We start from the raw sequence: 19,932 nt of genomic DNA, 5'->3' as shown, positions 1-19,932 counted from the left end.
CTCACAGTCAGTTACAGGCATTACGCCAAAAAGCAGGTTATTTCCGGAGGTCTTTATGGCTGATTTTACGCTCTCAAAATCCCTGTTTAAGGGCAAGCATCGGGATACCTCCTCCCTGCCCGGCAACATTGCGTATGCCGTATTTGTGCTGTTTTGCTTTTGGGCAGGCGCGCAGATTTTAAATCTGCTGGCCCACGCACCCGGCATCTATGAGCAGTTGATGCAGTTGCAAATGCAAGAGACAGGGCGCCCACGGGTTGAAATTGGTTTAGGCGTCGGTACCCTGTTTGGGCTGATCCCCTTCCTGGTCGGGAGCCTGATTCTTGGCGCCGTCGCGATAATTATCCGCTGGCGCAGCCGTCATCATAACGATGACTGAGCCATACACTTCGCCCGACGATCGTCCACGCGTTTAGCAAACCACGCGGTCGTCAGATTACGCGTGATCTTCGGGCTTTCCAACTGAATACCAGGCAGCATTTCACGCGGTAGTGATTTACCGCTCTTCGCTTCCGCCAGCTTATAGACCTTCTCGTACAGCGCAGTCTCTTCAAAGGCCAGGCTATCGCCCTTTTGCAGTTGCCGGTGGATCTCACTCTCGCTCATCTCCAGCTTCCCGGCCAGCTTGCGTACCGCCAGCTCCGTTTTGCCCGGCTCGCTGCTGCCGTAGAGAATCAAATCCCCGTCCAGCGCCAGCTTCACTCCGCTGGCTTTACTGACTGCATTCTGAAAAGCCGCATTGCGGCTGGCGTACCAGCCGGCATTAAAATCTGCAAAGCGGAAAATTGGCGCACTGTAATTCGCCGGATAATTGAGCAGATGATAAGTGCCAAACCACAGTCCGCCGCGTCGGCTGAACACTTCCTGACGGACCGTCCCTGCCATTTTCCATGGATAGCCGCTGGCGTGCTGCTCGGCAAACGCAATGCTGACCTGCATCGGTCCGCCGGTATGCACCGGATTCAGTGAACCAAACAGCGTCTGCCCCATCGGTACCATATTGATGAAATCATCAAAGATGGCACTAAGCTGTTTTTCCGTCTTCACCGTATCCAGACGCTCACTGTAGCTTTTCCCCGTTGGGGAGTTAATCTTCAGCGCAGTGTGCACCACAAACAGCGGAATATGCATGCGCTCGGCGCGACGGTCGATCTCTTTCCAGGCGATTTTACTTAAGCCAGGAACCGCCGGATCGGCCTGGTAGTTTGACTCCTGTTGCGCGACCGCCAGCACCGAACAGATGTTTTCAACCGTCGGCGCCAGCTTCTGACTTTCAAACGTCTTCGCCAGATCCTGCGCCCACGCATCCCGGTCTTTCACGCTGGCGGGCATTTTCTGGCGCACCACGCTCGCCACATCGACGGCTTTCTCCCCTTTTTTTAACGGCTGCGCGGGTGGGCTACTACATCCCACCAACACCAATGCGGCCAGCCCAGACAAGGGGTAAAGACGGGAAACCGTCGACATAACATCTCCTTTTGTTAACTAAGAGTATGGGTCACTTGCTGAATATCCTGGCCATCAAGCTCGCGTTCAAAGCTGCGCAGACGCTTATAAATAGACATCAGTTCAACTAACGTTGTCCAGGAGTTAATCAGATACTGGAACGAGCCGCGCACCTGGCCAAATACGTTGGTAATTTGCGTCATCAAACCGAGCGTTATCGTACCGGCAACAATCGACGGAAACAGCAGGAACAAACCGAAAACGTTATCAACCTGCAGGTACAGAATACGGGCGATGTTAAAATACATATAGTGGAAATAGAGACGGAAATAGTTTTGCCGTACTGCATGGAACAGTTCACGCACCGTCGGCGGCGTCGCACGACTGGCATCATCTTCACCGTATACCAGTTCCTTACGGTAAGCCGCCTCCACGCGCTGGTTTTTAAATTCCAGGCCCGGAAGTTTGATCCCGACTACCGCCAGCAAGCCGGTTCCCATCAGCGACCAGACAATCGCGGCAATCACCAGCCCATAAGGGACATGTCCGATAATCGGCAGATCAGGAACATGCGCCGACAGCGTAACCAGCACCGGTAAGAAGGCAATCAGCGTCATAATCGCGTTGATAAAGCTAACGCCCATATTCTCCAGCGTGGAGGCAAAACGCATGGTGTCTTCCTGCACACGCTGTGCTGCGCCTTCGATATGTCGCAGATGCTGCCAGTGCGCCATATAGTGTTCGTTCATCGCTGTGCGCCAGCGAAACACATAGTGGCTGACGAAGAAATTGTTCATCACGCCAATGACCACGGCAATCAGCGCAATACCGAGAAAGATACCCACTTCATTATAGAACTGCTCAATTTTCACCTTATGCGGTGCGCTGAGCGCGGTTTGAATGAGATCGTAGAATGGCGCATACCAGGCGTTGACGGCAACGCCAACCTCAACCAGAAACCAGGTTACAAAAATTATCAGTGAGGTACCCAGAATGGACCAATACTGCCAACGGTGCGGGCTGTAGAGAAACCAGAATAGCGCGAACATCCCGACACAAAGAATGTAGTAAGCATAAAAAATCAGGTAATCCAGCGACCAGAAACGCGCTGCGCTAATCGGTACATCCCCCGACGCGCCGGTAATGCGTGCAACCCAGGCTCCCCCACCTGCTTGCCAGAATACAACAGCGACCAGTGCCCAAATAAATGCCGAAATAAAGAATGGTCCCGGCTTTGGGAAAAAAGACTTAAACATAATGCTCTCCTGCTAACTTCTTATCGTTATGACGACTGCTGTGCATTTGCCTCCGTGAAGTGCGGTGGCGAGACGGCTTACGCCCAAAAACACAAGCTGAAACCGACAATTGTGACCAGAACCGCGGCACATAGTTCGCCCCCCGGTGATGAAGAATTGTTTCTGTGGTTTTCACACTCGATAACGTTCCAGCATGTGCAGATTATCACAGCGTGAGATCACAAAAGCGAACATCCACAATCCGGGAAACGCTCACGTTTACTCATCGTTACGTTTTTCACACTATCATTGGCTGATAAGCGCTTTGCAATACGCCGTTGAGTAGTATAAATACGCATACGCACGACATCCTTTTTCATTTTTTCTAACTCATGGACACCACCGTTGAAACGTAGTCTGCTTTTTTCTGCCGCGCTGTGTGCGGCGTCATTGACATCTGTCCAGGCGGCACAGCCTATAACCGATCCGGTCTTCGCCTCTGATATCGTCGATCGTTATGCCGACCATATATTTTACGGCAGTGGTGCTACGGGGATGGCGCTCGTGGTGATTGATGGTAATCAACGCGTATTTCGAAGCTTCGGCGAAACGCGCCCCGGCAATAATGTTCATCCACAACTGGATTCCGTGATTCGCATTGCCTCTATCACCAAATTAATGACCAGCGAAGTGCTGGTGAAATTACTCGATCAGGGCACAGTTAAACTCAACGATCCATTGAGTAAATATGCACCACCTGGCGCACGCGTGCCGACTTATCAGGGAACGCCAATCACGCTGGTGAATCTGGCGACGCATACCAGCGCGCTGCCGCGCGAACAGCCTGGCGGCGCGGCAAAGCGCCCGGTGTTTGTCTGGCCAACCCGCGAGCAGCGCTGGAACTATCTCTCAACCGCTACGCTTAAAGCAGCTCCAGGATCGCAAGCTTCTTATTCAAATCTGGCATTCGACCTGCTGGCCGATGCGCTGGGAGCTGCTGCCGGTAAGCCTTATCCGCAACTCTTTGAAGAAAAAATTACCCGACCGCTGGGGATGAAAGACACCACCTTTACCCCATCCCCCGATCAGTGCAGACGCCTGATGGTCGCGGAAAAAGGCGCCAGCCCTTGTAACAATACCCTGGCGGCGATGGGCAGCGGCGGCGTCTATTCAACGCCTGGCGATATGATGCGCTGGATGCAGCAGTATCTCTCTTCTGATTTTTATCATCGTAGCCAGCAAGCCGACCGTATGCAGACGCTGATTTATCAGCGTACACAGTTAACCAAAGTGATAGGGATGGACGTTCCGGGCAAAGCCGATGCGCTTGGTTTGGGCTGGGTGTATATGGCACCGAAGAATGGTCGTCCGGGAATTATTCAAAAAACCGGTGGTGGTGGCGGTTTCATTACCTATATGGCGATGATCCCGCAGCAAAATGTCGGGGCGTTTGTCGTGGTGACCCGTTCTCCGCTGACCCGCTTTACCAATATGAGCGACGGTATCAACGATTTGGTCGCAGAGTTGAGCGGGAACAAACCGCAGGTTATTCCCGCATCCTGATTCAATACTCAAAAGGCAAACGGTTAATGCTCACCAGTTTGCCTTTATTCATTTCAATGTAACCACCTTTACGCAATGCCGCGAGGACCTCAGCGACTACTGAGCGTGAAATTCGTGTGCGCTGGTGAATATAGTTCATCACACCGACACGCGAGCGCAGGACGTCGTCCCATTTCGTCATGGATATCAACGTCGCGCGAATCTGATCATAGGAGTTATTGCCGATCAACTGGAGATCGCGCATTTCAAGCATGCAGTTCTGCCAAGCCAACCAGCAAAAAGCTTCGCGCCAAAGTTGGCATTGTTCAATTAAATTAATCGTTTGTGAGGCAGGAAGATGATATCCCGTACAATTACTTTCGGTTATTAATCTGTATTGTACATCGGTTTTCATCACACCATCTGAAAGCCCCATAATAAATGGTGCCTGCGCGATGCCGACCAGTACATTCTCCCCGCGTCTCAGGGAAACTATACCGCTTAAAATAATAAAGGTGTCATCGCTATTTATATCACTGGAATATATAATTTCTTTATCTTTATCACATTCAAAGTGTTTACCATATTTTGATAAACATTTATCCAGCTTACTAAATTCAGGAAGAGGTTTATTAGTAGATAACATTGCGCGTTCCTTGCAATAAATGCCCGTCAAATCCGTGACGGGCATTTTCCAGATTAAATTACCTTTACTTTCTTTGCGAGAAAATTATTACCAGGTATATTTAACACCCACGTTTGCAGACCAGTCTTGATCGACATCACCACCACCGAGATAATTAGCATCGGTGTACGCGCTGAAGTTTTTGGTAAAGCTGAACTGAGTACCCAGTCCAACACGTACCGCAGAACCTTCTACGCCATTGTCGATAGAATCGCCGTTTACGTTAGAATCGTTGTTAGAGTCATCGTAAACGTAGGCCAGTTTGAAGTAAGGAGTCAGAGCCTGGTCATCGCTGTACGCGAAGGTATAACCTGCATCTACACCCAGTTCATAACGCATGCTGTCATAAGACTGACCGTCAACTTTCATGTCGTTGCTCAGCTTATAGTCATCACCAGACTGGAACAGACCGGATACGCTGCCGTAAGGCGTTACGTAACCTGCGTCACCCAGCTTCAGGTCATAACCCAGTTTCAAGCCAAAGCCCCAGGCATCAGAAGAGGTGCTACCATCAACATACTGACCGTTGCTCATGTTGGCAGACAGATCGTTGTTGAAGTGAGAGTAGCTTAAGTTGCCGTCAACAAAGATGTTGTTGGCAAAGTGAGCAGAAGAGTAGATGTAGGCAGTCTGGCTGTCTTGATCCACCTGACCGGTACGGTCGCTCATATCGCCTTTCGCGAAGCCTGCTGCGGCACCGACAATCCACTTAGCGTTGTTACCATCAATTTTGGAATCAACACCGACCATAATGCCGTTAACATCCTGATCATAGTTAATAGTGCCGTTATCCGCATCGAAGCTACCACCGAAGTAGCTTACCCATGCACCACCGTTATCAACCAGACCATGACGTGCGTTAGTCAGACGAGTACCAACGGTATCTTGTTCCAGGTTCCAGATATTGGTGTTAGCAGACGGGATGCTCAGCGCCATGTTCGCGTAGTCAGTCAGCTCCATCTGCTGCAGAACAACAGTGTTACCCTGCTGCTGCGCCTGATAGGTGTATGCGCCGAGGTCCGCTTTGTTAGCTGCAGAGAAGGTCGCATTGCTGTTGGTATCGTTAACGTAGATCAGCTCGTTGCCTTTGTAATCAGCAACAGAACCTGCGCCAGTGGCGTTATCAATACGAACTTTATAGTTACCGGTTGCAGCAGCTACATGGTCGCCATAGTTGTCAACTTCAGACTGATCGCCGGAGGTGTCAGCATCGCCATTACCGTTGATAGTCAGGTGACCATCAGAGTTCATTGCGATTACGCCATAACCGTAGTTAGCCTGGGTTTTGTCGTTAGTGCGGTCGTTAGTCAGGTCAGCATTCAGCACATAGTTGCTGCTGTTGATGTCGAAAACGCCTGCATTAACATTGTTGTATGCATCGGTGTAGCTGGTCAGATTCAGGGTATCAACCTGCAGCGCATTACCGGTACTGTTGCCAACATCCAGAACACCGTTGTTAGTAACGTTAATGGTGTTTGCATACAGCGCAGCATCCAGCACATTCCAACCAGCAGATACGTCGTCAGCAATCGTTACAGTACTGTTGTCGATAGACAGAGTATCAGTTGCAACATGACCATCTTCGTTGATGTTCAGTGCAGAAGCACCGGTCAGAGAGATAGAGTCAGCAACCAGCTCAGAATCACCCACGTTGACGACGGAACCGCTGTTGATGCTCAGGGTATCAATCAGAGACGTTTTAGTGGTATCCCACTGTGACGCGCCGTTCAGCGTGACGTTGAACAGACCGCTCTGATAGACCGCATTACCCACTACGTGGCCATTTTCGTCATAAGAGGTCGTGTCGCTATCGATGCCGTAGGTTGAATCAGGCCACAGGCTGTTAGCGGCGATATCGATCAGCGTTGCGGTGGCTTCAGTGCCCGCAGCGTAGCTGTCGTAAACACCGTCACCATCGGTGTCAACCTGATGCACAGACATTGCCGCACCAACCCACTTACTACCATTGTTCAGGGTCAGATCCAGACGGTCAGTACCGTCCCAACCGTTGGTATCCAGATCGGCATCGGTATCACGATAAGAGTCAGCACCGTTCGGGAAGAAGTTCTCATCGAAGTTGCTGGAGAACAGCACGTCACCCATCAGCGTGGAATTGTTAAACGTTGCGGTGGTCTGCATCGCGTTATCTGCATTTGGATTTGCAATAGCTGCTAATGCAATATCGTCTGCAGTGTAAGTGCCGCTGTAGTCGCTTGCATTGCTGGTGTTACCAAACCAGCCGGTAGTGCCTTCGTCAGTCCATGAACCAGAGGTCAGAGTAGAGTCAGTAACAGCGATGGTGTTGTTAAATACTTCACTGCTGTTTACGCCGGTGCTGACGGTATTATCGTCAATATCTGCCCACTCGTAACCCTGCGTCAGGGTAATGCCAGCGACGTGAGAGTTGGCGGAGATAGACAGATCAACTTATTGATCCAGAGTGATAGCAGTGCCCAGGTTATAAACGTCTACAACGTGCGTATCGGCTGCGTCATTATAGGTACCGTTGTAGGTATAATGCTCGTAGTTGTCATCGATAGTTGAATTAATAACGTTCATCGCCAGGCGATCGTAGTAATAGTCTGTACCCGTACGGTTAGTACAATCCGTTGTCATGCACTCGGATGTCACCATACCATGAATGGTACTGTTTTTGATCGTCAGGCTGTTGTTATTGGTGTTAGTAGAGAGTCCATCGTCCAGATAATAAGTTGAAATCACGCCGTTGACAGTGGCGTTATTAATTACCGGATAAATATCACCGTTATAAATACTATCAGTGTCGTAGTTGTTCCAACCCACATATCCATCGTAGTAAACGCCATCAGAATAGGAGGCGTCATTATAATGGGTAAAAGTGGTATAGGTGGTCCCAGAGATATCAGTTGAAGCATTCGCCTGAGAAGTGATTGCCAAAGTGCAGGCTAATGCTAATTGTGATACTACAAGTTTCTTTTTCCAAGTGTGCATTTGTCATCCCTCCTCAGGGACGTAATATAGTTGATCCATCAATTATCAATGCATAGAAAACATTTTATGTTTCGCAGGGAGGATTATGCGATGTCATAGCCGAAAGGTTCAATTATTCTTTGTCTTAAGTCCGAATCCGGACGGGCAATAAAAACTTCGAAACAAAAACGCCAGTAATTTATAAAATCACTTTATTTTTTAATCAATTAACATTAATAAAACCGCATAATAAATACGTTCTAATTATAAATAAAAACAAAACAGATACGAGAGAAATAAATAGCTAACCAATACCTTTTAGTTAAAATAAAATTAAATAAAACTAAATCCACGTTGAAATTTATCAATATAAAAAATAATTACAATCACAAAAATGCAAATAATAGATAGGTTAAGAGGTAGCAAAGAGAGCCCACCATCCCCACATAACGCCAACTTTCGTAAACCACCCGCCATCAGGTTCGGGTATACTACGGCCTTCGATTCCACAAACATCAGGCATACCATGACAGACCTAATCCAACGCCCTCGCCGCCTGCGCAAATCTCCTGCGCTACGCGCTATGTTTGAAGAGACAACACTCAGCTTAAATGACCTGGTGTTGCCGATCTTTGTTGAAGAAGAACTCGACGATTACAAAGCTATCGACGCCATGCCAGGCGTGATGCGCATTCCAGAGAAACACCTGGCCCGCGAGATTGAACGCATTGCCAATGCAGGTATCCGTTCGGTCATGACCTTCGGTATTTCCCACCACACCGACGACACCGGCAGCGACGCATGGAAAGAAGATGGTCTGGTGGCGCGCATGTCGCGTATCTGTAAGCAGACCGTACCGGAAATGATCGTCATGTCCGACACTTGCTTCTGTGAATACACCTCGCATGGTCACTGCGGTGTGTTGTGCGATCATGGCGTTGATAATGATTTAACCCTTGCCAACCTCGGCAAACAGGCAGTCGTTGCTGCCGCTGCGGGTGCAGATTTTATCGCGCCTTCCGCCGCAATGGACGGTCAGGTGCAGGCGATTCGCCAGGCGCTGGATGCTGCGGGCTTCACCGATACCGCGATCATGTCCTACTCCACTAAGTTTGCCTCTTCTTTCTATGGCCCGTTCCGTGAAGCAGCAGGTACGGCGCTGAAGGGCGATCGTAAAACCTATCAGATGAACCCGATGAACCGCCGCGAGGCGATTCGCGAATCACTGCTGGATGAAGCCCAGGGCGCAGACTGCCTGATGGTGAAACCGGCCGGCGCGTACCTCGATATTCTGCGCGATATCCGCGAACGCACCGAACTGCCAATTGGCGCTTATCAGGTCAGCGGTGAATACGCGATGATCAAGTTCGCAGCGATGGCGGGTGCTATCGATGAAGAGAAAGTGGTGCTGGAAAGCTTAGGGTCGATCAAACGCGCGGGCGCGGATCTGATCTTCAGCTACTTTGCGCTGGATCTGGCTGAGAAAAAAATTCTGCGTTAATTTACCTTGTGCCGGATGGCGGCTTCGCCTTATCGGGCCTGCTCTACTGTAGGTCCGGTCAGCGAAGCGCCAGCGCCATTTATCCCGCCCGATAAAAAGGTTTGTCCCCCAGAATCGTCGCCCGGTGCATAATGCGCCTCTGCGGCAGATAATCCGCATTGGCGTAGTGCTGCGTCACGCGATTATCCCAAATCGCCACATCGTTAGGCTGCCAGCGCCAGCGCACCTGGAACTCCGGTTTGGTGATGTGTGCAAACAGGAATCCCAGCAGCGCCTCGCTCTCTTTTTCCGTTACATCGACAATTCGTGTGGTAAATCCTTCATTCACAAACAGCGCCTGCTTACCCGTTACCGGATGGGTACGCACCACCGGGTGCAGCAACGGCGGATGTTTGGCGACCGCCTCCAGCCAGCGCTGATGCTCCTCTGGCGTCTGGCGATATTTATATTCCTGAAACGATTTACGAAAATCATGCTCTGCCCGCAGGCCGCTCAGCAGCTGGCGAAACGGCTGTGAGAGAGCATCATAAGCAGCAATCCCGCTGGTCCACAGCGTATCTCCCCCGGTCGATGGCAACTCTTTTGCCGCCAGAATCGCGCCCGCTGGCGGCGTGTCGATAAACGTCACATCAGTGTGCCAGTTGTCGTTATCGGGCGGATTATCGTTGTGGGTATCCAGCACGATTATTTCGTCCACCCCTTCGGCGTGTGGGTAGACCGGATGAATATGCAGGTCGCCAAAACGTAGCGCCAGCGCGCGCTGCTGCTGTGGCGTAATAATCTGCTCACGCAGGAACACCACCTGGTGGCGCAATACAGCATGATAAAGCTGTTCAAACTGGTTATCACTTAATGGACGCGTTAAATCCGCGCCGGTAATTTGTGCACCAATGTACGGCCCCAGCGGGGTAATGCTCAAACGTTCACTCATTGTACTTCTCCATGCCAGGGCGTCAGACGGCGCTGAAGCGCGCGCAGACCCAGCTCTAAAATAAACGCGATAACGGCAATCACCGCGATCCCTGCCAGCACCACATCCGTTGCCAGAAACTCACCGGCTGATTGCACCATGAATCCTAAACCTCGCGTCGCGGCAATCAGCTCCGCCGCCACCAGGGTCGACCACCCCACGCCCAGTCCAATGCGCAGTCCGGTCAAAATCTCCGGCAAGGCACCTGGTAAAATCACAAACCACAGCACCTGCGCACGGCTGGCCCCCAGCGACTGCGCGGCCCGGATTCTCACCTGCTGCGCACTTTTTACGCCCGCCAGCGCCGACATCGCCACAGGGGCGAAAATCGCCAGGTAAATCAGCAGGATCTTGGAGGTTTCACCAATACCAAACCAGATAACCATCAGCGGCAAATAGGCCAATGGCGGAACCGGACGATACAATTCAATGATTGGATCGAGAATGCCGCGAATCGTCGGACTCAGCCCCATGGCGATACCGACCGGAATCCCCAACAGCACCGCCGCCAGCAGCGCGATAACAATACGCGTCAAACTGGCCGCCAGATGCTGCCACAGCGTGGCATCCATAAACCCCTGCGGCCCGGCAATACTGATGAGTTTTTGCAAAACCTGGCCCGGCGGCGGCAGAAACAACGGGCTGATTAACTGCAGCGCCGCCACCGTCCACCACAGCGCCAAAATGGCGGCCAGCGTACCGAGGCTTAAAGTCATCTGGCGCGAGAACGGCCAGCGCCAGTTCAGCGCCCGCGGGCGGCGAGGTTTGTCATTAATCACCACGCTCATGAGAAGGCCTCCCGTTGTTCAAAGACACGACTTAACACATACTCGCGCATGGCGATAAACTGCGGATCGGACTTAATGCTGCGACTCGCCTCTCCGGCCACAAAACGCCGGGCGAAATTAAGCGGCAGTCGTTCCAGCACCCGGCCAGGGCCTGGCGACAGCAATACCAGTTCCGTGGCCATAAACACCGCTTCTTCGATATCATGGGTAATCAACAGCACCTGTTTCCCCGTTTCATGCCAAAGTTTCAGCAGCAGGGTTTGCATCTGCTCGCGGGTAAAGGCGTCGAGCGCGCCAAACGGCTCATCGAGTAGCAACAACTGCGGGTTGGCCGCCAGCGCCCGGGCAATGCCGACGCGCTGACGCTGCCCACCGGAAAGCTGCCAGATAAAGCGTTTTTCCGCGCCCTCCAGCCCCACTTTCTGCAACATTTCCTGAGCAATACGCTGACGCTGCGGCTTCTCCATGCCCGTCAGTTGCAGACCGAAGGTGACGTTGTCCTGCACGTTGCGCCAGGGCAACAGACCTTCATTCTGAAACACCACTCCACGTTCTGCGCCAGGTCCTTCGACCTTACTGCCCGTCAGCATAATGCTGCCGTGTTGATACGGTACAAATCCGGCAATCAGATTTAACAATGTGGTTTTCCCACAACCGGAAGGTCCCAGCACCACCAGCAGTTCACCGCTATCGAGCGTCAGGTTGATATCCTCAAGCACCGGTTTGCCGCCGTAACTGGCATTAAGATGAGAGATTTGCAGCATCAGCGTCCCCTTTATTGCACGAAACGATCGGTCACGTACTGGCTATAATCCGTCGCTACGGCGGGCACTTTGCCCTGCTCTTTAAGGAACTGCGCGGTGTCGATAATCGCTTTGTTCACCGGCCCGGTTAACTCGGCGGTTTGCTGCTGCGGAGTCAGATAGGTGTTACCTTTCACCAGCCCCGGCACATCCGCCTCTGGCACACCGCTTAAGCGCGCCAGCTTGCTGATATTCTCCGGTTGTTTGAGCCAGGCATCCGGGTTGGCGATATAGGGCTGCTGCGCATCGATGGCGCTTTTCGCAAATGCTTTCACTACCTCAGGGTATTTCTCGGCAAAATCTTTGCGTACCACCCACACGTCCAGCGTTGGCGCCCCCCATTCACCGACTTTTTCCGAGTCAGTCAGTACCTTGCCGTCTTTTTCCAGCGCATTGACTGCAGGCGCCCAGACGTACGCGCCGTCAATATCTCCGCGCTGCCAGGCGGCAATAATCGCCGGCGGCTGAAGGTTCACAATCTCTACCTGGCCGGGTTTAATCCCCCAATGTTTCAGCGCTGCCAGCAGGCTGTAATGGGTGGTGGAAATAAACGGCACGGCAATGCGCTTACCAATCAAATCTTCCGGTTTACTGATGTTTTTCTTCACCACCAGCGCTTCAGAATTGCCAAGCTTTGACGCCAGCAGGAAAACCTCAATCGGCACCTGCTGGCTGGCCGCTACCGCCAGCGGACTGGAGCCGAGGTTACCTATTTGTACGTCGCCGGATGCCAACGCGCGGACGATGCTCGCGCCGCTGTCGAACTTGCGCCAGTCAACGGTGGCTCCACTCTCTTTAGCAAAGGTGTTATCCGCCTGCGCCACTTTGGCGGGTTCGGCGGAAGTTTGATACGCGACGGTGACGTTCACCGCCTGCGCCTGAAATGCGATGAATGCCAGTGCGGCAAGAAGTGTGTTACGCGATGAATTAGCCATGATTGTCTGCTCCCCAGTCTTGTTATAGGAGGCAGTATTTCGTTGCGGCACACTTTGATAAAGGAATTAAAAATTCTGGCTAAGAACAAAGCGTTTTTAGAAAAAAACCGGCAATGCTTATACACAAAATCATTCAAGATGCGTCGAGGCGGCAAGGGAAGAAATCCCCAGGAGCATAGATAACTATGTGACTGGGGTTTCTGAGTGCAGCCAACAAAGAGGCAGCTTGAAGGATGAAGTGTATTGCGATTTTGTTACATTCGTTACATAACTGCGCCTGGATGATTGCCAGCGCTGCGCTGGCAGGCATCATAGACGCTATTGTCAGGCAAGAGAGCAATATCATGATTCATGTTGTGCTGGTGGATGACCATGTGGTGGTGCGTTCCGGCTTTGCGCAATTACTCAGTCTCGAAGATGATCTCAACGTCATCGGCCAGTTCAGCAGCGCGGCCCAGGCCTGGCCTGCATTACTGCATGACGACGTCAGCGTTGCGGTGATGGACATCGCCATGCCGGATGAAAATGGCCTGAGCCTGCTAAAACGACTGCGGGCGCAGAAGCCCGGTTTTCGCGCCATTATTCTTAGCATTTATGACTCGCCAACGTTTGTACAAAGCGCACTGGATGCTGGCGCCAGCGGCTATCTGACCAAGCGCTGCGGACCGGAAGAACTGGTGCAGGCGGTACGTTCGGTAGGTATGGGCGGGCATTATCTGTGCGCCGATGCGCTGCGAGCCTTACGCGGCGGCGAACAGCCCGCGCAGGTCCTGGAGGTACTGACCCCGCGCGAGCGCGAAGTGTTTGATCTATTGGTCAAAGGCGACAGCGTGAAAGAAATTGCCTTTAAGCTCGACCTTAGCCACAAAACAGTACACGTCCACCGCGCGAACGTGCTGGGCAAACTGCAATGCCACAGCACTATCGAGCTGGTGCATTTTGCCCTCGACCACCAGCTACTGACGGGGCATTAATGTCGCGTAACCTTCGTCATTGGGTAATCTCCCTGTTTATTCTGCTGGCCTGGGGATCGGGCTGGTTGATGCTGTGGACGCTGGGATTTTACCTGACCCACAACGGTCAACAGGCGGCATTATTCCTGCCACACGGGGTCTATCTTGCACTGTTGATTCTGCTTTCTCGCCGCTACTGGCCCGCGTTGGTGCTGCCGCCGGTACTGATGCTGTTCTGGCTGCACAGCGAGCAATTATTGAATGGCTATATTTTGCTGGTAGCCCCATTCATAAGCCTTCTTCCAGCGAGCATCGGTCAGTCATACTGGCACCGCTTCCCACTGTACTGGCAACGCTTGACGCTGTTGCTGACCGCCGTCACCGTCACGTCATTGCTTAATACCGCCCTGCTGTCACCGTTTATCGCAAGCCCGGCAACGTTAATTGGCCTAGCGTCGTTTACCGGCGGCGTGCTGCTGACGCCATTTGTCTATCTGATCTATGAATTTCTGCGCCAGCAGCACCGTTATCATTTGCTCGGGTTGGATACTACCAATCCCCCACTGCGCACCTCGCTTATCATCTGGTGCAGCCTGTTTTTTATTATTGGCATTGGCACACAGATGGTGCTGTCGCCGGATATCGAGCGCCTGCTGCTGATCGTGGTGTTTTTACCAAACGTGGTGATGGCATGGAAATTTGGCTGGCAGGGCGGCGTGTTGTCCGGATTGCTCGGCAGTATGATGATCACCATCGCCCGGCAGATAGGCGTGGGGTTCAGCAATCTGCTTGAACTGGAGATTTTCCTCGCCACCCAGGCGCTACTGGGTATAGGGCTGGGGATCGCCATCAGCCGCCAGCAGCATCTGGCGCAAAACTTGCACCATTATCGCCAGCGTCTGGAAGCCGAACTGACGGCACGCCGTGCGCTGACCGAACAACTGATTCGTACCGAGGAAGACACGCGAAAAAGTTTAGCGCGCGAACTACATGACGAAATAGGCCAGAACATCACCGCCATCCAGATTCAGACGCAACTGGTCAAACGTGCGCCAGGTCGCGAGCAAACGCTTGAGGCGGCGAATCAGATCAACGATCTTGCCCGGCGCATTCACCACTCCACCCGTCAGCTTCTGCGCCAGCTGCGCCCGCCCGCGCTCGATGAACTGTCTTTCAAAGATGCGCTGCATCATCTGGTGAATGAATTTGCCTTTGCCGAACGGGGAATCCGCTGCCGATTTAATTACCATCTGGAAAATACGCCAGAAAATGAAACGGTGCGCTTCACGCTGTACCGCCTGATGCAGGAACTGCTCAATAACATCTGTAAGCATGCCGATGCCAGCGAGGTATCGATTACGCTACGCCAGCGGGAACACCGCCTGTCTCTGGAGGTCGATGACAACGGCGTGGGTATCCTCCCGGAAAAAATCCCCGGTTTCGGTATCCAGGGGATGCGTGAGCGGGTAAGCGCCCTCGGTGGCGAACTCACGCTGGAATCGAACCACGGCACGCGGGTAATTGTTAACCTGCCCACAAATTTGCAACAAACCAGCCGCTAACCAGGAAAAAGTCTTAGTCACTGCGGACTTTCTCTCATCCCCTTTTGCTTTCACTTTCCTATAGTCAGCACAAACGGAGACCGCCATGCACGCACGCGAAACAGACCAACAATACCGGACGCTACGTCCCCGCCTGCTGATGTGTATGGTGATTGGCTACGCCGCGTTTTATCTGACGCGCAAAAGCGTCAACTATGTACTCCCGGCGCTGCAAACAGATCTGGGGCTGGATAAAGGCGATATCGGTCTGCTGGGATCGCTGTTTTATCTGACCTACGGCCTGTCGAAATTCGCCGCCGGATTGTGGCACGACAGCCATGGGCAGCGTGCATTCATGGGGATCGGCCTGTTTGCCACTGGTGTTTTGAACGTGGTGTTCGCCTTTGGTGAATCGCTGACGCTGCTGCTGGCGGTCTGGACGCTGAACGGATTTTTTCAGGGCTGGGGCTGGCCGCCCTGCGCCCGCCTGCTGACCCACTGGTACTCGCGCAACGAACGCGGCTTCTGGTGGGGCTGCTGGAATATGTCGATCAACATCGGCGGGGCCATCATCCCGCTGATTAGCGCCTTTGCCGCCCTCTGGTGGGGCTGGCAGGCAGCGATGCTGGCACCAGGGATAATCAGCATGGCGTTAGGCATCTGGCTCACCCTGCAACTGAAAGGCACGCCCCAGGAAGAGGGATTACCGACGGTTGGAGAGTGGCGGCACGATCCGCTGGAGCTACGTCAGGAGCAGCAAAGCCCGCCGATGGGGCTGTGGCAAATGTTACGCACCACCATGCTGAAGAACCCGATGATCTGGCTGCTTGGCGTGTCGTATGTACTGGTCTATTTGATCCGCATTGCGCTCAATGACTGGGGCAACATCTGGCTGACGGAAAGCCACGGCGTGAATCTGCTCAGCGCCAATGCCACAGTGATGTTGTTTGAAGTCGGCGGCTTGCTCGGCGCGCTGTTTGCCGGATGGGGCTCGGATCTGCTGTTCAGCGGTCAGCGCGCGCCAATGATACTGCTGTTCACGCTGGGGCTGATGGTTTCCGTCGCCGCGCTGTGGCTGGCCCCGGTGCACCACTATGCGCTGCTGGCAGTCTGTTTCTTTACCGTGGGCTTTTTTGTGTTTGGCCCGCAGATGTTGATTGGTCTGGCTGCTGTCGAATGCGGACACAAAGCTGCGGCAGGTTCAATCACCGGTTTTCTCGGGCTGTTCGCCTATCTGGGGGCCGCGCTGGCGGGTTGGCCGCTGTCGCTGGTCATAGAACACTACGGCTGGTCGGGAATGTTCAGTTTGCTCTCGGTTGCCGCTGTTTTTATGGGTTTATTGCTGATGCCATTGCTCATTGCGGGCATTACCCCTTCTCTCAGTCAAAGGATAAAACAATGAAACTGACGCTTACCTCTACCCTGATTGCCTCTGCTCTGACGCTGGCGGCCTTCAGCAATGCGGCACAAGCCCAGGGTCGTCTGGTGGTGTATTGCAGCGCCACCAACGAGATGTGCGAAACCGAAACCAAAGCCTTCGGCGACAAATATGATGTGAAAACCTCATTTATTCGTAACGGCTCCGGCAGCACGCTGGCGAAGGTCGATGCCGAGAAGAAAAACCCGCAGGCGGATGTGTGGTACGGCGGTACGCTGGATCCACAATCCCAGGCCGGTGAAATGGGCCTGCTGCAGCCGTACAAATCGCCTAACCTCGCGCAGATCATGGAGAAGTTCCGCGATCCGGCGAAAGTAAAAGGTAACCTCTCCTCGGCGGTGTATGTCGGTATTCTGGGCTTTGGCGTTAATACTCAGCGCCTGAAAGAGAAAAACCTGCCAGTGCCGAAATGCTGGAAGGATCTGACCAAACCAGAATACAAAGGGGAAATCCAGATTGCTGACCCACAGAGTTCAGGCACCGCCTACACTGCGCTGGCGACCTTCGCCCAGCTGTGGGGTGAGGATCAGGCTTTTGATTACCTGAAACATCTCAACGCCAACGTCTCCCAGTACACCAAATCCGGCATTGCTCCGGCGCGTAATGCCGCCCGTGGCGAAACGGCGATCGGCATTGGCTTCCTGCACGACTATTCGCTGGAAAAAGAACAGGGCGCACCGCTGGAGCTGATCTCCCCGTGCGAAGGCACCGGCTATGAGATCGGCGGCGTCAGCATCCTGAAAGGCGCGCGTAACCTCGACAACGCCAAACTGTTCGTTGACTGGGTGCTGTCGAAAGACGCCCAGGAGCTGGCATGGAAGAAAGGTAAATCCTATCAGATCCTGACCAACACCACCGCCGAGACCTCGCCGAACTCGCTGAAGCTCGACGACCTGAAGCTTATCAATTACGACATGGATAAGTACGGCTCGACCGACGTACGTAAAGCCCTGATCAATAAGTGGGTTAGCGAAGTTAAGATGGGTAAATAAGCCCACGTTGCGTTCATTTGCCGGGCGCGGCGTAAGCGCCCGCCCGGCCTGAAATACCGGAACCGCTATGTCACACACACTTGCACTCCATCCCGTGAAAAAACGGGATGCGATATTTCTTTGGGTTTTGCTCGGCTGGCTGGCGTTTGCCCTGCTGCCAAGCTGGAGCCTGGACTACGGTCTGCTGGAGTCGACGGGCGAGGAAATACTCGCCGCCTACGGCTGGTCACAATTCAATATCAGTTGGTTATGGTATCTGCTACCGAGCCTGCTGCTGGTGCGCCCGTTCCATGAAGCCAGACGCGAACAGCGCGGCCGCCATTATCTTGACGCAGGCTGGGCATTCTTCTGCATGGCCTTTATCGTCGCCAGCGCCACGCTTGAAGGTCGCGGCTTAGGCTATGCCACCATCGTGCTTTTTGTGGCGCTGGGCGCAATTATGACCCTGGCGCTTACCCGTCTGGAATGGCTGGGCGGCGACCGTTTCGTCATCGGCTCGCTGACCGCAATTGTCGCGCTGATCGGTATTTTTATCGTCTGGCCGAGCATCGCCATTTTCATTCCGATGTTCACCAACGATGCCGGGGAATTTGCTCCGCTGGCGTTTATGAATGTGCTGTCACAGGCGCATATCATTCAGGTGATCCTCAACTCGATTATGCTGTCGATTGCCGTCGGCGTCGGCTGTACCTTCTTCGGCCTGGTACTGGCTATCTACACGACCCGTATCGCCAGACGTAGCGCCATCATCGGACGTATCTTCTCGATTCTGCCGATCGTCACCCCGCCGTTTGTCGTCGGTTTAGGCGTTACGCTGATGATGGGTCGCTCCGGTTACATCACCGAATTTATGGTCGACTGGTTCGGCTTAACCAACACCAACTGGCTGTACGGTTTTACCGGCATCTGGCTGGCGCAGGTGCTGGCCTTTACGCCGATGGCGTTTATGATCCTCGACGGGGCGATCAAGACCATTCATCCATCTTTGGAAGAAGCGTCATACACCCTGCGCGCCAGCCGCTGGCAGACCTTTAACGGCGTGTTTGTCCCGCTACTGAAACCGGCGCTGGCGAACGCCTTTTTGATTGTGGTGGTACAGTCGCTGGCCGACTTCAGTAACCCGCTGGTGCTAGGCGGTAACTTCGACGTGCTGGCAACGCAAATTTACTTCTACATCACCGGCTCGCAGCTCGATTATCAGGCCGCCAGCACGCTGGGCGCGTTCCTGCTGTTGTTCTCGCTACTGGTATTCTGTGTGCAGTACATGTGGATCGGCAAGCGCTCCTACGTGACTGTCTCCGGTAAATCCTACCGGGGCGACGTCCAGCCGCTGCCAGTGACGCTGGTGTGGAGCGTGGTTGCGCTGCTGGCGGTGTGGATTGCCTTTAACGCCCTGCTCTACGGCAGCATTTTCTACGGCAGTTTCACCGTTAACTGGGGCGTGGACTACACCCTGACGCTGGCGAACTTTATCAAACTGTTCGGTCAGGGGATGAGCGACGGCGCGTGGCCTTCACTGCTCGACACTCTGCTCTACGCCGGGATTGCCGCGCCGATCACCGCCATCTTTGGTCTGCTGATCGCGTGGATTGTGGTGCGCCAGCAGTTTAAAGGTAAAAAAACCATCGAGTTCACCACCATGCTGTGCTTTGCCGTTCCTGGCACCGTGGCGGGCGTGTCGTACATTCTGGCCTTTAACAGCGCCCCGGTGTACCTCACCGGCACCGCCGCCATCGTCATTATCTCAATGGTGATGCGTAACGTGCCGGTCGGAATTCGGGCGGGCATCGCGGGCTTAGGCCAAATCGATAAATCGCTGGATGAAGCCTCGCTTAGCCTGCGTGCCGGTTCCCTGCGGACCATTACGCATATCCTGCTACCGCTGCTGCGCCCGGCGATCCTCTCGGCGCTGATCTATAGCTTTGTGCGCGCCATTACCACCGTCAGCGCCATTGTGTTCCTTGTGACGCCGGATACCCGCGTGGCGACGGCCTACATCCTCAACCGCGTGGAAGACGGTGAGTACGGGGTGGCGATTGCCTACGGTTCGATTCTGATCGTGGTGATGCTGGCGATTATTTTCATCTTTGACTGGCTGATCGGCGAATCACGTACCTCCCGTTCAAAAGCTAAAAACCAGGCGTAATGGAGCGC

General features: G+C 53.4%; 15 protein-coding genes and 1 pseudogene. 8 read left to right on the top strand and 8 right to left on the bottom strand.

Features of this window, described 5'->3' with window-relative positions; genetic code table 11:
• Nucleotides 1-55: 55 nt before the first annotated feature.
• Nucleotides 56-379, top strand: a complete 324-nt coding sequence (locus tag FDW92_RS17520) for a YaiY family protein (RefSeq protein ID WP_042310204.1) — start codon at nucleotides 56-58, stop codon at nucleotides 377-379.
• On the opposite strand, the gene FDW92_RS17515 is transcribed toward FDW92_RS17520, so the two are convergent.
• Nucleotides 364-1,467, bottom strand: coding sequence for a DUF1615 domain-containing protein (locus FDW92_RS17515; RefSeq protein ID WP_042310206.1), 1,104 nt, complete (start codon nucleotides 1,465-1,467; stop codon nucleotides 364-366). The genes FDW92_RS17520 and FDW92_RS17515 overlap by 16 nt on opposite strands.
• Before the next feature lie 14 nt (nucleotides 1,468-1,481).
• Nucleotides 1,482-2,702 (bottom strand): peptide antibiotic transporter SbmA, encoded by a 1,221-nt coding sequence (gene sbmA, locus FDW92_RS17510; protein ID WP_042310208.1) that lies wholly within the window; start codon nucleotides 2,700-2,702, stop codon nucleotides 1,482-1,484.
• 384 nt (nucleotides 2,703-3,086) lie between these two features.
• On the opposite strand from sbmA, the gene ampH reads away from it, so the two are divergent.
• Nucleotides 3,087-4,244: a D-alanyl-D-alanine-carboxypeptidase/endopeptidase AmpH gene (ampH, locus tag FDW92_RS17505; RefSeq protein ID WP_042310210.1), complete on the top strand. Its 1,158-nt coding sequence runs from the start codon at nucleotides 3,087-3,089 to the stop codon at nucleotides 4,242-4,244.
• A gap of 1 nt (nucleotide 4,245) precedes the next feature.
• On the opposite strand, the gene iprA is transcribed toward ampH, so the two are convergent.
• Together iprA and ehaB are read right to left on the bottom strand one after the other, a co-directional pair.
• Nucleotides 4,246-4,869, bottom strand: a complete 624-nt coding sequence (gene iprA / locus FDW92_RS17500) for a hydrogen peroxide resistance inhibitor IprA (protein ID WP_042310211.1) — start codon at nucleotides 4,867-4,869, stop codon at nucleotides 4,246-4,248.
• A gap of 87 nt (nucleotides 4,870-4,956) precedes the next feature.
• Nucleotides 4,957-7,878, bottom strand: a pseudogene (gene ehaB, locus FDW92_RS17495) (autotransporter adhesin EhaB).
• Nucleotides 7,879-8,383: 505 nt separating this feature from the next.
• On the opposite strand from ehaB, the gene hemB reads away from it, so the two are divergent.
• Nucleotides 8,384-9,358 carry a porphobilinogen synthase gene (gene hemB, locus FDW92_RS17490; RefSeq protein ID WP_042310217.1) on the top strand — a complete coding sequence of 325 codons (975 nt, stop codon included), beginning with the start codon at nucleotides 8,384-8,386 and terminating at the stop codon, nucleotides 9,356-9,358.
• 79 nt (nucleotides 9,359-9,437) lie between these two features.
• Here hemB and tauD read toward each other — a convergent pair whose 3' ends face one another.
• Genes tauD through tauA form a run of 4 tightly spaced genes read right to left on the bottom strand, consistent with a single transcriptional unit; the run spans nucleotide 9,438 to nucleotide 12,854 of the window.
• Nucleotides 9,438-10,289: a taurine dioxygenase gene (gene tauD, locus FDW92_RS17485; protein ID WP_042310219.1), complete on the bottom strand. Its 852-nt coding sequence runs from the start codon at nucleotides 10,287-10,289 to the stop codon at nucleotides 9,438-9,440.
• A complete protein-coding gene (gene tauC, locus FDW92_RS17480; RefSeq protein ID WP_042310221.1) occupies nucleotides 10,286-11,116 on the bottom strand; it encodes a taurine ABC transporter permease TauC in 831 nt (276 codons plus the stop codon). Before tauC ends, tauD begins: the two co-directional genes overlap by 4 nt.
• Complete coding sequence (gene tauB / locus FDW92_RS17475) at nucleotides 11,113-11,880, bottom strand: taurine ABC transporter ATP-binding subunit (RefSeq protein ID WP_042310223.1); 768 nt, start codon at nucleotides 11,878-11,880, stop codon at nucleotides 11,113-11,115. Before tauB ends, tauC begins: the two co-directional genes overlap by 4 nt.
• A gap of 11 nt (nucleotides 11,881-11,891) precedes the next feature.
• Nucleotides 11,892-12,854: a taurine ABC transporter substrate-binding protein gene (gene tauA / locus FDW92_RS17470; protein WP_042310224.1), complete on the bottom strand. Its 963-nt coding sequence runs from the start codon at nucleotides 12,852-12,854 to the stop codon at nucleotides 11,892-11,894.
• 344 nt (nucleotides 12,855-13,198) lie between these two features.
• Here tauA and FDW92_RS17465 point away from each other — a divergent pair, with 344 nt between their 5' ends.
• From FDW92_RS17465 to FDW92_RS17445, 5 genes are all read left to right on the top strand, one after another.
• Nucleotides 13,199-13,828 (top strand): response regulator transcription factor, encoded by a 630-nt coding sequence (locus tag FDW92_RS17465; protein ID WP_042310514.1) that lies wholly within the window; start codon nucleotides 13,199-13,201, stop codon nucleotides 13,826-13,828.
• The gene (locus FDW92_RS17460) at nucleotides 13,828-15,369 is read left to right on the top strand and encodes an MASE1 domain-containing protein (protein ID WP_042310225.1); all 1,542 of its coding nucleotides are present in this window, start codon (nucleotides 13,828-13,830) and stop codon (nucleotides 15,367-15,369) included. Before FDW92_RS17465 ends, FDW92_RS17460 begins: the two co-directional genes overlap by 1 nt.
• 85 nt (nucleotides 15,370-15,454) lie before the next feature.
• On the top strand, nucleotides 15,455-16,750 hold the full coding sequence (gene uhpC, locus FDW92_RS17455; protein WP_042310226.1) for an MFS transporter family glucose-6-phosphate receptor UhpC: 1,296 nt from the start codon (nucleotides 15,455-15,457) through the stop codon (nucleotides 16,748-16,750).
• Entirely contained in the window at nucleotides 16,747-17,778 is a 1,032-nt protein-coding gene (locus FDW92_RS17450) for an ABC transporter substrate-binding protein (protein WP_042310227.1), read from the top strand. Before uhpC ends, FDW92_RS17450 begins: the two co-directional genes overlap by 4 nt.
• Before the next feature lie 67 nt (nucleotides 17,779-17,845).
• The gene (locus FDW92_RS17445; protein WP_042310228.1) at nucleotides 17,846-19,924 is read left to right on the top strand and encodes an iron ABC transporter permease; all 2,079 of its coding nucleotides are present in this window, start codon (nucleotides 17,846-17,848) and stop codon (nucleotides 19,922-19,924) included.
• Nucleotides 19,925-19,932: the final 8 nt, after the last annotated feature.

The organism is Citrobacter sp. wls706 (assembly GCF_005281305.1).
GTDB lineage: Bacteria > Pseudomonadota > Gammaproteobacteria > Enterobacterales > Enterobacteriaceae > Citrobacter > Citrobacter werkmanii.
This window is presented reverse-complemented; position numbering and strand designations above follow the sequence as displayed.

Excerpts from the sequence above, each read along its gene's own strand:
- FDW92_RS17465 (WP_042310514.1), top strand. The coding sequence starts at position 13,199 with ATGATTCATGTTGTGCTGGTGGATGACCATGTGGTGGTGCGTTCCGGC.
- FDW92_RS17515 (WP_042310206.1), bottom strand. The coding sequence starts at position 1,467 with ATGTCGACGGTTTCCCGTCTTTACCCCTTGTCTGGGCTGGCCGCATTG.
- tauC (WP_042310221.1), bottom strand. The coding sequence starts at position 11,116 with ATGAGCGTGGTGATTAATGACAAACCTCGCCGCCCGCGGGCGCTGAAC.
- FDW92_RS17460 (WP_042310225.1), top strand. The coding sequence starts at position 13,828 with ATGTCGCGTAACCTTCGTCATTGGGTAATCTCCCTGTTTATTCTGCTG.
- iprA (WP_042310211.1), bottom strand. The coding sequence starts at position 4,869 with ATGTTATCTACTAATAAACCTCTTCCTGAATTTAGTAAGCTGGATAAA.
- uhpC (WP_042310226.1), top strand. The coding sequence starts at position 15,455 with ATGCACGCACGCGAAACAGACCAACAATACCGGACGCTACGTCCCCGC.
- FDW92_RS17520 (WP_042310204.1), top strand. The coding sequence starts at position 56 with ATGGCTGATTTTACGCTCTCAAAATCCCTGTTTAAGGGCAAGCATCGG.
- FDW92_RS17450 (WP_042310227.1), top strand. The coding sequence starts at position 16,747 with ATGAAACTGACGCTTACCTCTACCCTGATTGCCTCTGCTCTGACGCTG.
- tauA (WP_042310224.1), bottom strand. The coding sequence starts at position 12,854 with ATGGCTAATTCATCGCGTAACACACTTCTTGCCGCACTGGCATTCATC.
- sbmA (WP_042310208.1), bottom strand. The coding sequence starts at position 2,702 with ATGTTTAAGTCTTTTTTCCCAAAGCCGGGACCATTCTTTATTTCGGCA.
- FDW92_RS17445 (WP_042310228.1), top strand. The coding sequence starts at position 17,846 with ATGTCACACACACTTGCACTCCATCCCGTGAAAAAACGGGATGCGATA.
- tauB (WP_042310223.1), bottom strand. The coding sequence starts at position 11,880 with ATGCTGCAAATCTCTCATCTTAATGCCAGTTACGGCGGCAAACCGGTG.
- hemB (WP_042310217.1), top strand. The coding sequence starts at position 8,384 with ATGACAGACCTAATCCAACGCCCTCGCCGCCTGCGCAAATCTCCTGCG.
- tauD (WP_042310219.1), bottom strand. The coding sequence starts at position 10,289 with ATGAGTGAACGTTTGAGCATTACCCCGCTGGGGCCGTACATTGGTGCA.